This is a genomic window from Runella zeae DSM 19591 (genome assembly GCF_000423565.1).
GTDB classification, from domain to species: domain Bacteria; phylum Bacteroidota; class Bacteroidia; order Cytophagales; family Spirosomataceae; genus Runella; species Runella zeae.
Genome location: NZ_KE384038.1, coordinates 54,615 through 67,758 on the forward strand (window position 1 = coordinate 54,615; position 13,144 = coordinate 67,758).

The 13,144-nt window shown below is 42.3% G+C and carries 11 protein-coding genes; 2 read left to right on the forward strand and 9 right to left on the reverse strand.

Annotated elements, in window-relative coordinates; genetic code table 11:
- Position 1 precedes the first annotated feature (1 nt).
- On the reverse strand, positions 2–1,546 hold the full coding sequence (locus G563_RS0123115) for a hypothetical protein (RefSeq protein ID WP_028667412.1): 1,545 nt from the start codon (positions 1,544–1,546) through the stop codon (positions 2–4).
- A gap of 281 nt (positions 1,547–1,827) precedes the next feature.
- Between G563_RS0123115 and argS the strand changes: the two genes are divergently transcribed.
- Positions 1,828–3,606 carry an arginine--tRNA ligase gene (argS, locus tag G563_RS0123120; protein ID WP_028667413.1) on the forward strand — a complete coding sequence of 593 codons (1,779 nt, stop codon included), beginning with the start codon at positions 1,828–1,830 and terminating at the stop codon, positions 3,604–3,606.
- Positions 3,607–3,978: 372 nt separating this feature from the next.
- Here the strand turns inward: argS and G563_RS0123130 are convergent, their stop codons facing one another.
- Together G563_RS0123130 and gcvT are read right to left on the reverse strand one after the other, a co-directional pair.
- A complete protein-coding gene (locus G563_RS0123130; RefSeq protein ID WP_028667414.1) occupies positions 3,979–4,686 on the reverse strand; it encodes a 2-phosphosulfolactate phosphatase in 708 nt (235 codons plus the stop codon).
- Positions 4,687–4,753: 67 nt separating this feature from the next.
- Positions 4,754–5,854: a glycine cleavage system aminomethyltransferase GcvT gene (gcvT, locus tag G563_RS0123135; protein ID WP_028667415.1), complete on the reverse strand. Its 1,101-nt coding sequence runs from the start codon at positions 5,852–5,854 to the stop codon at positions 4,754–4,756.
- Between the two features lie 190 nt (positions 5,855–6,044).
- Here gcvT and G563_RS0123140 point away from each other — a divergent pair, with 190 nt between their 5' ends.
- Positions 6,045–6,761: a hypothetical protein gene (locus G563_RS0123140; protein ID WP_028667416.1), complete on the forward strand. Its 717-nt coding sequence runs from the start codon at positions 6,045–6,047 to the stop codon at positions 6,759–6,761.
- 27 nt (positions 6,762–6,788) lie between these two features.
- Here G563_RS0123140 and G563_RS0123145 read toward each other — a convergent pair whose 3' ends face one another.
- From G563_RS0123145 to G563_RS0123170, 6 genes are all read right to left on the reverse strand, one after another.
- A complete protein-coding gene (locus G563_RS0123145) occupies positions 6,789–7,700 on the reverse strand; it encodes a class I SAM-dependent methyltransferase (protein ID WP_028667417.1) in 912 nt (303 codons plus the stop codon).
- 12 nt (positions 7,701–7,712) lie between these two features.
- Positions 7,713–8,753 carry a phenylalanine--tRNA ligase subunit alpha gene (gene pheS / locus G563_RS0123150; RefSeq protein ID WP_028667418.1) on the reverse strand — a complete coding sequence of 347 codons (1,041 nt, stop codon included), beginning with the start codon at positions 8,751–8,753 and terminating at the stop codon, positions 7,713–7,715.
- Between the two features lie 115 nt (positions 8,754–8,868).
- The gene (locus G563_RS0123155; RefSeq protein ID WP_028667419.1) at positions 8,869–10,482 is read right to left on the reverse strand and encodes an amidohydrolase family protein; all 1,614 of its coding nucleotides are present in this window, start codon (positions 10,480–10,482) and stop codon (positions 8,869–8,871) included.
- Between the two features lie 121 nt (positions 10,483–10,603).
- Entirely contained in the window at positions 10,604–10,978 is a 375-nt protein-coding gene (gene hpf / locus G563_RS0123160) for a ribosome hibernation-promoting factor, HPF/YfiA family (protein WP_028667420.1), read from the reverse strand.
- A 186-nt stretch (positions 10,979–11,164) separates the two neighbouring features.
- Positions 11,165–12,001, reverse strand: coding sequence for a 5-dehydro-4-deoxy-D-glucuronate isomerase (gene kduI, locus G563_RS0123165; protein ID WP_084650955.1), 837 nt, complete (start codon positions 11,999–12,001; stop codon positions 11,165–11,167).
- A 77-nt stretch (positions 12,002–12,078) separates the two neighbouring features.
- A complete protein-coding gene (locus G563_RS0123170) occupies positions 12,079–13,140 on the reverse strand; it encodes an NAD-dependent epimerase/dehydratase family protein (RefSeq protein WP_028667422.1) in 1,062 nt (353 codons plus the stop codon).
- Positions 13,141–13,144 lie beyond the last annotated feature (4 nt).

The window sequence follows — 13,144 nt, forward strand, 5'->3', positions numbered from 1 at the left end:
GTCACTTATTTTCAGAAGCTTTCCCTTTTTTTAGGTCTTCTTTATCGGGGCGTGGAGCGCTAGGGTCATAAGAAAGTTTATTGATATAAAATACCTCCCTTGGGGCTCCTATCCATTTTTCGCTACCGATTTTTTGATACCCATAGGCTAAAAAATACCTATCGTACCAAGCGGCCAAAAGTCCTTTCTCATTGTCTACGATGCGTTCGCCTTCATCGCTGGTTTTGATTTCAAATTCTTCTTTTTCACGGATTACTTTGTTTTTATCGATTACCTCGGTATGGATTTTGCCGTCTTTGGGATAACCCAAAACCAACAACCCTTCTTGGCGACTAACTTGTACCATCGGTAAGAGTTCGATGCTTTCGACATTTTCGAGAGCAAAACAATTGTCCCAGAGAAGATTACCGCTTTTGTCGAAACCACACACTATGGCATGGGTATATCTGAAGCCGTCAAATTCACGGTTGTTGTTACGCGGCATGTTGCTATAGTAGATGGTGCCATTTTTGTAAATAGGATAATACACCTCCGCAACTAGGACAAATTCGTCTTCATTCTGCATAATATCATGCACCAATAGGCGATACCGAAATTTAGGTTCTTTGCCTTCTTCTTTGCGCTTGGAGATTTTTTCTACTACTTTTTGCTTACGCTTGGGTTTGAGGTAATTGAAAAAATTTTCGAGTTTCGAAAAATCTACCCATTGGAGTTTTTCGGGTTCGGAGTCTTTGATGCGCGAAAAATACAGCCCCTGCGAATATTGAGTACAACCCTGAGCATAGTTTCCGACGATGAGCGAAGAAGCTTCATCGAGAGGTAATATTTTACCCGAAATCAAGCCATTGTTGTCTTCAAAAGGCATGGTAGTGGTTTTGAGAAGTTTACCTTCATAAGAGTAAGTTTTGATAGTAAACTGACAATTGCCCCGTTTCATGGTATAAAGCAATACATTGAGTTGATTGCGTTTTTCGTCGAGTTCGATATTGCTGATTTCGGTATTGCTGCTATAGAGATAGGGAAGTGCTTTGATGCTTTTATCAAAAAACGAAAAAGCCATTACCACAGGTCTACTATGGTGATAGCCTCCAATAAAAGCCATGTTGCCTAAGACTTTGAAATGCACAATATCGGCTCGGGTGAGTAGGTCACCTTTGAAGGTTTCGATTTCTCCATTTTGCAAGTCTACCCGCAGTACGCTTACTTTTTCGCTGTCTGTTTCCTGCAAAAGCCAAAAAAGATACTGGTGATTATGATAGGTCTTGAGCGGGTGCAAATCATAAGGAATTTTATAATCCGTAGTCCATTGTTGTTTGAGGGCGTTGTCGAAGCGATAGAATGTCCATTTTTCGGTGCCGTAATACTCTTCTTTCCGTTGTGTGACCAAAATTCCACCCTTATCCAAAGGAGTAACGTCGAAGTACTCGTCTCCATTTTGATTTACTTTAAATTCTAAACGCACGGATTGCTCAAGTTGAGCATTGGCTCGAAAAGAGAAGGCTAGGATTCCTACCCATATCAGGATTAAATATTTTGAAGGCTTCATTTCTTGACTGTTAAGTGCTGTCGCACAGTTGATTGCTCTTTTTTGACTTTAAGCGGGGCTCACTCTGAGAGAAAAGTAACCATTTTTAATCTCCAATCTTCTTTATTACCAGTAAGAATGTGAAGTTACGAAAATACTGTTAAATTGTGAATTGCTTCCCGAAATTGAAGTACTTTTGCCAAATTTCTTGAAGAAGGATTTATCTTTTTGATTAAAAAACAGCAAACTCTGTTTTTTTTCTTTCTTTACTGGCTCATAGTTAGATAGTTAACTTATTTATCATGCAATTAGAAGCAATCATTCAGGAGCATATTCAAAAGGCTCTAAAGGAGATCTATAACGTTGAAGAAAACCAGATAGCTCTTCAGCCCACCAAAAAAGACTTTGAGGGTTTTTATACATTTGTAACCTTCCCTTATACCAAAAGTTTAAGAAAACCTCCTGTCGAAATTGGGAATGCTATTGGGGAATATTTACTTGAAAAATCGGGTATTGTAAGTAGTTTTAATGTAGTGCAAGGTTTTTTGAACTTGAGTATTGCGGACGAAGCTTGGGTAAAAGCCCTCAACGAACTTGCGCTTGATGCTGATTTTGGTTTTTGGCCGGTCAATGGCAAGTCGGTAATGGTTGAATTTTCTTCACCAAATACCAATAAGCCGCTTCACTTAGGGCATTTAAGAAATAATTTCTTGGGAGATTCGGTATCTCGTATCCTAAAAGCCAGTGGATATGAAGTAGTAAAAGCTTGCTTGGTCAACGACCGTGGGATTCATATCTGCAAGTCGATGTTGGCCTATGCAAAGCTAGGAGAAGGAGAGACGCCCCAAAGCTCAGGAATCAAAGGCGACCATTTGATTGGGAAGTACTATGTATTGTTTGACAAAGAATATAAACGTCAGATTGAGGCTTTAGTGGCTGAGGGCGTTTCAAAAGAAGAGGCTGAGAAAAAAGCGCCTTGGATGGTAGAAGCCCAAGAGTTGCTGCGTAAATGGGAGCAGGGAGATTCGGAGACGGTGGCACTTTGGAAGCAGATGAACGAATGGGTCTACGCTGGTTTTAATGATACCTATCAAAAAATAGGCGTGAGTTTCGACAAAACTTACTACGAATCAAATACTTATTTGTTGGGTAAAGATGTAGTCGAAGAAGGGTTAGAGAAGGGCGTTTTCTTTCGTAAAGACGACAATTCAGTATGGATTGATTTGACAGAGGACGGCCTTGACCAAAAACTCGTACTAAGAGGTGATGGCACTTCGGTGTACATGACGCAGGATTTGGGTACTACCGACCTCAAATTCCAAGACTTTCACAACGACAAATCGATTTGGGTGGTGGGCAATGAACAAGACTATCATTTTCAAGTTTTGTTTGCGATTTTGAAGCGTTTGGGGCGTACATATGCTGAAGGATGTCATCACCTAAGCTATGGAATGGTAGACTTGCCTACTGGTAAAATGAAATCTCGCGAGGGTACCGTGGTAGATGCTGATGATTTGATTCAAGAAATGGCCTCTACCGCCGAAACCCGTACCCGCGAGCTTGGCAAAATTGAAGATTTTAATAGCGAAGAAGCCCAACAGCTTTATCACACGCTTGCTTTAGGAGCTTTAAAATATTTCTTATTGAAAGTGGATCCAAAGAAGCGAATGCTCTTTAATCCAGAAGAATCGGTTGATTTTCAGGGGCATACTGGGCCTTTTATTCAATATACCTATGTGCGGATTCGGTCGGTGATGCGCAAAGCAGACCAGCAAAATATTGAGCTTGTAAAAGCTGCTTCGGTGGTTTCGTTGGCAAAAATAGAACAAGAGATTATTTTCCATTTGGCCGATTTTCCGAGCAAAGTAGCCGATGCGGCGCGTGATTATTCGCCAGCCTTGATTTCACAGTATGTCTATGAATTGGCCAAACTATACAATCACTTATGGGCTGAAGTATCGGTACTGAATGAGCCTGATGAATCCCTAAAATATTTTAGAATTTTGCTCTCAAAAGCGGTAGGAGATACCATCAAAAAATCGCTTGACCTCATGGGTATTGGAGTGCCAGAACGAATGTAAACAAACATGAGTTATCTCCCAGCTAGCATACAAAAGTTGCTAGATGGAGGCTCAAAGTTTGTAGCTAACAAGGTTTAGGTTTGACTTCTCCGAAGTCGTTGGTGTGAGGCTGAAAATCTCATGCTACAAAGGTTAGGCTTCTGCGAAGCTATTCTTTCATGCCAGGATTTTGCCTCGGAGAGGCTCAATGTTTGTAGCTAACAAGTCCCACAAAAAACAAATGACTTCGGAGAAGTCAAACATAAGCTCAATTGAATAGATAAGCAAAAAACCTTCTGTTTGCATTTGAGAGTTTGTATCTACTCAAATAGCATCAGAAGGTTTTTTGAATCATCTAAATTCAGGATGACTTATGTTTAAAAAGTACGGTTGTTACAAATTGACTAAAGTACTTCCTCTTAATACGGGCACTACATCATACAAATCTTTTTGAAGACAATATGCGATGTCTTTCTGAATGCCTAGCCGTTGTAATCGACGCACATGCGAGGAGTTGGATACATAGCCAATCAAATCATTTTGAGCTTGTTGATACGCTCTCATAGCCATCAAAGCACTGTCTTCGGCGATGATATAATCTTCTTTGAGGGCTTCGACCAAAGCACCCGCAAACAAAGTATCTTCTAAATTGACACGGCCTTTCCAGCCTGCACAAAGCACGAGTATATCGTAAGGCTGTGCTTGTAGATAATTGGCCACTGCCCCTAGATTAAGAAAGGCACCTATGAGTACTTTTACCGCGGAGGATTTAGCTTTGGTGATAGAAAGTGTACCATTGGTAGTCGTCATAGCGATATTAGCCCCGATCAGTTGGTCGTCCATATAGCTAAAAGGGGAATTGTCGAGGTCAAATCCTTCTACCTTCATGGCGTTTCGTTCGGCGGCGGCGATGTACCCTTTTTGTTGGAGGGCGTAGCATTCTTCGACGGTAGCTACTGGCGTAATGCTCCCTACACCATAAGCTAAGCCTGTGACCATGCAAGACGTGGCGCGAAAAATATCGGTGACAACTACAATACTATTATCAATCTTGTGAAGATGTAATAAATCAGGGGTAAGACAAACGTCAATAGATTTCATATTTTCTTTTTAAAAACAAACAAAACCTTTAGAAGGAACTAGCTTGTGAAATCATTTCATTTTGGGATTAAACCGTGGGTTTCACAAAAGGAAGTTTTACTACTTGAGCCTTCAACAGCTTGTCGCGCACCTTTACGAAAATCTCACTTCCTGCTTTGCTATAGCCAATAGGTACGTATCCTAAGCCAATACCCTTAGATAAGGTAGGAGACTGAGTGCCAGAAGTCACATAGCCTATGGTGTTGCCTTCGGCATCACAGAGTTCATAGTGGCTCCGAGGAATTCCCCTATCAATCATTTCAAAACCTACTAGTTTGCGTTGAAGACCGGCTTGTTTTTGTTGGAGAAGAGCCTCAGAGTTAGTGAAGTTTTTGGTAAATTTCGTAACCCACCCTAGACCGGCTTCGAGTGGAGAGGTGACATCATCTATGTCGTTGCCATACAAGCAGTAGCCCATTTCTAAACGTAGCGTATCTCGCGCCCCAAGACCGATAGGTTTTATGTCAAAAGGTTTGCCTGCTTCGAAGATGTGATGCCATACATGAAGGGCTTGATGCTTGGGGATGTACAACTCAAAACCTCCCGCACCAGTGTAGCCTGTAGCAGAAATGATAATATCTGACAATCCTGCGAAATTCCCTTTTTGGAAAGTGTAGTATTCCATTTCCGAGAGGTTGATAGGCGTTAGCTTTTGCAAAGCTTCGGCGGCTTTAGGCCCTTGTACCGCAAAAAGGCAAAGGTCGTCAGAAGCATTAATCATCAGTACCCCTTCGGTATTGTGTTTTTCAATCCAGTTCCAATCTTTCTCTATATTCGAGGCGTTGACGACCAAAAAATACTCTTCAGCGTCGATACGATATACCAATAAGTCATCTACGGCTCCTCCTTCATTGTTGGGCAAATAGCTATACTGAATTTTGCCGTCTACCAACACCGAGGCATCATTGGCCGATACCCGCTGAATGAGGTCAAGTGCTTTGGGACCTTTTAAAATAAATTCTCCCATGTGCGAAACATCAAAAACCCCCACTCCATTCCGAACACAGTGATGTTCTTCTAAATCAGACGAATAGCGTACGGGCATCATAAATCCAGCAAAGGGTACCATCTTTGCCCCTAAAGTTTGATGTAAATTGTGAAGAGGAACGGTTTTGTGTTGTTCTGTCATGATTGGTCTATTAGAAAATGAAATAGTGCAAAGATAGTAGTTCCTGCAAAGCTATTCGCCATATTGGAAGCTTGTAGAAGATTTTTGTCACAAATCATGTTTTGGGAGCTGCCTTAAATCTTACTTATATCTGCATATTTACTAGAAGTTTTTATTTACTTTTGTCTTATACTCAAGCTTTTAGGGTAAAATGGGCAAGAAAAAACAACCTATCAATCAGTTTGCAATTGATTTTCGATTACAAAACCGAACTTTATTGCATCTAGGCCAAATCGCGGCTCAACGCCAGGGAGAGGAGCTTTTCCAAGCTTTGTTAAATGAAGAGTGGCTACTCGAACCGGCGGGAGAAGTAGCCGATGTGTCGTCGGGGCAAGATATTATTCGTCAGTTAGGACGTAGGTTATCTTATCCCGAAACGGTGAAAGTGGCTCAATTGCACCGGCTCGAAACGGAATTTGTGGGCTTTTCTGCGCTCTATCAAGACAAAGGATGGGTATTTATCAATGCTCGTGCCGATGAGCATGAGAGATACTATTACACTTCACTTCTGGTGGCTTCTTTGGGGTTATACATGGCTTATCCCAAGGTAGATGTATTATACCAAAGAGCCGAAAAATTGATATTCGATGCCTTGCTTCCTGAGAGCGAAGTTCAGAGTTTTTTTCATCGGGGCATCACCAAAATATCCCCCTCCTTGGCCATGGATATTGCAGACTTTTTCAGGGTTCCTTTTTTTGTAGTTTTGAAAAGAGCATTGACATTGGAAGTAATTTCAGATGAACAATACCGCAATTTCATGACTGTCAAACCAGAACACCCTGTCAAAGCTCGTCCATTGTTTGTCTCTAAATCGGGACACATTGAAGGAGATTTTGATGATGAACAATGGATAGGAGGAGGATTTTAAACGCTACAAATTGAATTGTTTTTAACGCTATTTCTTCAAATAAGGATTCGGAGGGAAGACATGTACTTGAAAACCTGCCTCTTCCATTTTCTGGCGGGTAGCGGGCGAAGGGAGTTTTTTGAATATCACGGCACAAAGTACGTGAGTAGGCATGAGGCTCAGTCGAGATAAAAAATTATGAAAAGCGAGTTTACGCTTAATTTTCTGGAAGGCCACTGAAGCATCCGTAGCGGGTTCGGCTACGGTTTTGGGAGAAAAGTAATTGTTGTTTATCCCTTTAAAAGCAACTCCTGGGAGGCCAATACCATTGGCAAGTTTGTCCATTTCGCGTTCTGAAAGTTTAAATACATAATTGCCAACTTCTTCAAACGAGTAGCGGTTTTTCCAGTATCGTTGCAAAAGGGTAGTATCAAAACGGTCGAATATATTGCGCAGAGCAAGTAGAAGGGGCATTTTTGAGATAGGGTCGTGAGGCTCTACAATCACTACGGCTTCGCGGGCTACCCGAATCATCTCATAAACAGCCAAATAAGGTCGAGGAAAATGATGGTATGCCTCTTTACAAAATACGTAATCGAAAGAATTGTCTTCAAAACTTAATTTTTCGGCATTTTCTACCGAATAATTTTCGATGATTCCGTGCGCTTTGGAAAGAGGCAAAAAAGTATCAGAAATATCCGTAGCCGTCACATTGAGGCCTTTTTCGTAAAAAAAATTAGCATCAAATCCATATCCATCTCCTACCGTAAGCCAGCTTTTGTGGGGTTCTAGCAGGGGAGTAGCAAGTTCATTGAGTCTTTGGTGCATCCATGACCCAATCGTCGGATTGATTTTCTGGGCTTTCCAATCAGAGATTGCTTTTTGCTGGGCCTCGGTGCCAGCATACACTTTCTCGTACCAGTTGGCATGAGCTTCGTGACTGAGGTTTTCTGTACTCATTAATTGTTGCTATTAAACACCCTCAAATTGTCGTAAGAAACGTACATCATTTTCGGAATAAAGACGTAAATCACGTACGCCATATCGCAACTGAGCGATGCGCTCAATACCCATTCCGAAGGCAAAGCCAGTATACTCTTCGGGGTCAATGCCGCAGTTGGCCAGTACATTGGGGTCTACCATGCCGCTACCGGCGATTTCGACCCAGCCGGTACCTTTGGAAAGGCGATAGGTTTCTTCGGTATCAGTACCCAACCAAATATCAATTTCGGCACTAGGCTCCGTAAAAGGAAAGAACGAAGGACGAAGACGGATTTTGACGTCTTTATCAAACATCTCTTTAGAAAAATGATAAAGCGTGTCTTTCAGGTCTTTGAAACTTACGTTTTTGTCAATATAAAGGCCTTCTACTTGATGAAAAAAGCAGTGAGCCCTAGCTGAGATAGCTTCATTGCGATATACTCTACCGGGCATTATGGCCCTGATAGGGGGCTTCTGGCGCTCCATCATCCGTATTTGAACATTGGATGTGTGAGTACGCAGGAGCATATCTTGAGTGGGGTCTTCGGCGTTTTTGGCCACAAAAAAGGTGTCCTGCATTTCGCGAGCAGGGTGATTTTCGGGAAAATTAAGCGCCGTGAAATTATACCAATCGGATTCAATCTCTGGCCCGTCGGCTACGCTAAAGCCCATTCGCTCAAAAATTTCGATGATTTTGGCACGCGCTAAAGTGAGAGGATGAATGCTCCCGAGTTGATTGGGCGCAATCGGTAACGTAAGGTCTACAGCGGGACCGCTGCTACCATTGTCGTTGGCTTCAAAGTCTGCTTGAAAAGCTAAAAAGCGGTCATTAGCAAAATTTTTGAGGGTGTTTAATTCTTGCCCTACCGCGCGTCTATCTTCTTTTGGAATGTCTTTGAGGCCTTCAAAAAGGGCTTCTACTACACCTTTACGACCCACAAATCGTTGGCGGTATTGTTCTAATTGCTCTTTGTTGGTGACAGCAAATTGCTCAATTTCTTGGTATATGGCTTTGACGCGTTCGGTTAGCATTGGTTTGAGTTAATCGGTTTCTGTAAGAAAGCACTCCATTGCTGAGCTTTATGCTAACAACGGAGTGCTTGGTTGTTGCTACAAAGTTAAGAATTCTTCCTAACTTCTGGGCGTTCTAATTGCTTCCAGATACTTTTCCAGTCTTAGTAGGCATTCCTGGCTGGGTGATTTCAAAGTTTTCTTGTTTTTTAGCTTCTGCTACGATTTTACGTACATCGGCCAAAAGCTTTTTGGCGTCATAAACGATACCATCCTTAACGGTGTATTTTACCCCGCCTACTCTTACTACTTCATTTTTGTCGTTGAGACGAATAGCCCCTGTACCATACAAAACTTTAAGGTTTGCAAGGGGGTTTTCTTCGGTAATCACAAAATCAGCTAATTTACCCACTTCTACTGACCCAATTTCTTTGTCCATTCCCAGGGCTTCGGCGCCTTTGAGCGTAGCGGCGCGAATGACTTCCATTGGATGAAAACCCGCTTCGCGAAGAAGCTCTAGCTCACGAATATAGGCAAAGCCGTATAATTGATAAATAAAACCTGAATCCGAACCTGCCGTCACCCGTCCTCCTCTATTTTTGTATTCGTTGATAAAACTCATCCAAAGGCGATAGTTTTCTTTCCAAGCTACTTCTTGCTCCGTGCCCCAATTGTGCCAGTAAGAGCCATGAGAAATACGACTTGGGCCATAAAACCGCCAAAGCGAAGGCAGGGTATATTCGTCGTGCCATTCGGCGCGGCGAGCTAGCATTAGTTCGCGGTTGGCTTCATAAATATTGAAAGTGGGGTCAATCGTAAAATCAAGTTTTATCATGTCGTTCATTACCTGATTCCACTTGTCCGAATAAGGCTTGGCGGCTTGTTTCCACAATTTGCCAGCTTCCTCAAAGCGATTTTGCTCATTGTTGTAATTATAGTCGGTGGGGTAATTTTGGAGGGTTTTGTCGTCAAAAAGTGCTTCAGGAAGTCCATACCAGTGTTCCATACTCGTCAGTCCTGCTTGAGCAGTAGCGAGGGCATTCATCCGTCCTACTTCTGTTTGGGCGTGGTGAGCGGCTGAGCCTAGACCCAGTTTTTTGTTTTCTTCGAGGGCTGCTTTAAATACATTGGGTTCTGCACCAAAAAATTTGATTCCGTCGGCACCTTTTTGGGCGTTTTGTCGTACCCATTCGCGGGCTTGTTCGGGAGTGCTAATAAAATCTTTGGCTCCTTGTCCAAATACCGTGTAAGCTTTGATGCGTGGCGCTGTGATAAGGTTTTTAGCACTTTTTTCTTTTTGGTCAAGTACCCAATCTAGGCCATTTCCGCAAGCTGGATCACGTACGGTAGTCACTCCGTGTGCCATCCAAAGTTTAAAAACATATTCGGCATTGGCTCCTTGCTGTACTCCGCCAATGTGACCGTGCATATCTACAAATCCGGGCATAAGGTACATGCCTTGGCAATTGAGTTCTTTATCGCCGGCATTGGCTTTAATGCCATTTTTAGGATCAGCTGGCACACCCGGATAGCCCGCTTGGCGAATCTGTACGATGCGGTTTTTTTCGACTAAAATATCCATTGGCCCGATTGGGGGGGAGCCAGTACTATTGATGATAGTGACCCCTCTAATGATGAGTCGATTGTGCGGCCCATCGCCTTCTGCGCGATTTGGAGCTTTTTGAATTTGGGCTGATAGATAAAGAGATTGTAGTAAAAAAAGAGATAAGAAAAGTAACGATTTTTTCATACGAAGCTAGGTGTTTGGTGATGAGAGGGAATCTATCTCAAATTTAAGGAAGATTAGATATATTTTTCATAAAAAAGGCGAATACCTTGTAGGTATTCGCCTTTTTTAGTGGTAGTTTATTCTAGATTTCGTCAATTTCAATCTCTTCTTCTACCTCGCCATTATTGGTGACGCCCCTTATTGTTTGATTTTCTACGCCTTGGCGTTTCGCTTTGTATTTTTTGAGTTGGATTTTCAATGCTTCTACTGCCGAGTCGGTGGCTTCTTCAAATGAAGTAGCGTTTTCTTTTACAAACAACTCCGCATTAGGAACTTTGATTTTGACTTCTAAAATTTTATTCTTGATTTTACTACTTTCACTTTTATCTAATCGGAGAAATACTTCCCCACTGGTTATTCGGTCATAAAATGTCTCAAGTTTCTCAAGTTTTTTCTGAATAAAAGCGAGCAGTTTCGGATCTGCGTCGAAGTGGATTGCGTGCATTTGCAGTCTCATAATTACGCACAGTTTTAGTTAAACATTGATTTGCAACCGTATTTGTGACATCAAAAAGGGAAAAATAGCGGCCTGTCAAAATCAGACCGCTATCTCAAAATGTGAAGATCACCTTCAACGATTGTAAATCTAAACTGTGTCTTTTTTTTTAGAAAATCAAGTATTAGAGTCAGTTTTTTTGAAAAATTACTTTAATTCATTCATAGTCAGGAAGTCCATATCCGTAAAACTATAGTTCTCTCCTGCCATGGCCCACAAAAACGAATAACTGGTAGTTCCGGCACCTGAGTGAATCGACCAAGGAGGCGAAATGATAGCTTGTTCGTTGGCAACTACGATATGACGTGTCTCTTCTGGCGCTCCCATAAAATGGAAGATACGCTGGTCTTCATCCATGTCAAAATACACATAAATTTCAGAACGGCGATCGTGTACGTGGGGAGGCATGGTGTTCCAGACGCTGCTATATTTCATGGCAGTCATTCCCATTACCAACTGACAGCTTTCGAGCCCGTCGGCATGAATGTACTTATATATGGTGCGGGTGTTGGCATTTTCGGGTGTTCCCATATCAACAGGCATAGCATCAGCGGCTTTCAATAGGGCCGTAGGCACGTTTCGATGGGCAGGTGTCGAGATAAGGATGAATTTTGCCGGAAACTCTGCATCTAAGCTTTTGAAAGAAACAGTTTTGTTGCCTTTTCCAATGTACAAACAATCTCGCTTTTGGAGAGTGTACAGTTCTTCGCCTACCATTACAAAGCCGTCCCCCCCTACGTTGAGTATACCTAGCTCGCGTCGTTCTAAGAAATAGTCTGATTTCAGTTCTTCATAAACGGGGAGTTTGTGCAATTGGCCCACGGGTTTGATACCTCCCACGATCATGCGATCATAATGTGAATATACAAAGTGAAACTGGTCAGGAACGAAAAGCTTTTCCATCAAAAATTCTTCCCTGATACGGTGGGTATCATAACTTTTGAAATCCGTAGGATTGGTAGCGTGCCGAACTTGAATGTGCATTGGAATGATGATTTAAGAGTTGGTATCAAGGGGATGATAAAAACATAATGGTGATATATCCCTTTAATTCATAACATTTATTTCAATATAGGTGCTAGAGCAGCATTGTTTTGGTCGAGCCAAAGCGTAATATCCTCCACAATTTGCCGAACACCAATCTGCGGCGACCAACCCGTAAGGCGAGTCACTTTGCTATTGTCGGTAATGTAAAGGCGAATATCAGCAGTCCGAGTTTCTGGGACTTGCTTAATAGGAATCGTTTTTCCAGTTACTTCTTGGCAGATTTTTGTTAATTCTTGAAGAGAAGTGCTGCTTTCCACCCCTCCACCTGCATTCAAAATCTCCCCGTTTACTTGGTCTAGGTTATGAAGTTGCCAATCGATAAGGCGGTATAGGTCAGCAATATGAAGCATATCGCGGGTTTGTTTGCCAGTGCCACCGTATCCAAAATACCCCAATTGCTGCTCCCAGTAGTGTTTAGCTATCCAGAGTACCATCACGCCTTGATCTACTTTGCCCATTTGCCACGGGCCTGTAATCACTCCGCAGCGATTGACTACTGTACGTAAGCCATAAAACTCATTGTACTCTTGAATCAACAGCTCTGAGGCGAGTTTGGTAGTTCCGTAGAGCGAGCGAGCGCCGTCGAGTGGAAAGGCTTCTGAGATGCCTTTGGACGATACACCTGTTACAGGCTGCTCATCAGTAAGGGCAAAGCGGGTATCTGTTTCTACGAAATTGAGCGTTTCGATGGTTTTGATTGGATACACGCGGCTGGTAGATAAAAAGATAAAATCAGCGCGGTGTTTGAGAGCATAGTTGAGGCAATTGACCGTTCCAAAAAGATTGGTATTAATGAGATAGTCAGGTGTGCCGTCTAATCCTGCCAAAACGGAAGGCTCAGCCGATGCCTCAATGATTTTATCAACTTTAGGGAGAGAATCAAAGTCTTCTTTGTTACGGATATCACCATGCACAAAATTGATTCCGAGCTGCATAAGCCTGCTGACATTTAGCTCTGAACCTTTACGTTTGAGATTGTCTAAACAAAAAATCTCGTAGGTGGGATAATTGGTTTTGAGAGCAATAGCTAATGAGGAGCCTACAAAGCCGGCTCCACCGGTAATAAGAATTTTCATGGAA

Excerpts from the sequence above, each read along its gene's own strand:
- G563_RS0123170 (WP_028667422.1), bottom strand. The coding sequence starts at position 13,140 with ATGAAAATTCTTATTACCGGTGGAGCCGGCTTTGTAGGCTCCTCATTA.
- hpf (WP_028667420.1), bottom strand. The coding sequence starts at position 10,978 with ATGAGACTGCAAATGCACGCAATCCACTTCGACGCAGATCCGAAACTG.
- kduI (WP_084650955.1), bottom strand. The coding sequence starts at position 12,001 with ATGCACATTCAAGTTCGGCACGCTACCAATCCTACGGATTTCAAAAGT.
- G563_RS0123140 (WP_028667416.1), top strand. The coding sequence starts at position 6,045 with ATGGGCAAGAAAAAACAACCTATCAATCAGTTTGCAATTGATTTTCGA.
- G563_RS0123155 (WP_028667419.1), bottom strand. The coding sequence starts at position 10,482 with ATGAAAAAATCGTTACTTTTCTTATCTCTTTTTTTACTACAATCTCTT.
- G563_RS0123115 (WP_028667412.1), bottom strand. The coding sequence starts at position 1,546 with ATGAAGCCTTCAAAATATTTAATCCTGATATGGGTAGGAATCCTAGCC.
- G563_RS0123145 (WP_028667417.1), bottom strand. The coding sequence starts at position 7,700 with ATGAGTACAGAAAACCTCAGTCACGAAGCTCATGCCAACTGGTACGAG.
- argS (WP_028667413.1), top strand. The coding sequence starts at position 1,828 with ATGCAATTAGAAGCAATCATTCAGGAGCATATTCAAAAGGCTCTAAAG.
- G563_RS0123130 (WP_028667414.1), bottom strand. The coding sequence starts at position 4,686 with ATGAAATCTATTGACGTTTGTCTTACCCCTGATTTATTACATCTTCAC.
- pheS (WP_028667418.1), bottom strand. The coding sequence starts at position 8,753 with ATGCTAACCGAACGCGTCAAAGCCATATACCAAGAAATTGAGCAATTT.
- gcvT (WP_028667415.1), bottom strand. The coding sequence starts at position 5,854 with ATGACAGAACAACACAAAACCGTTCCTCTTCACAATTTACATCAAACT.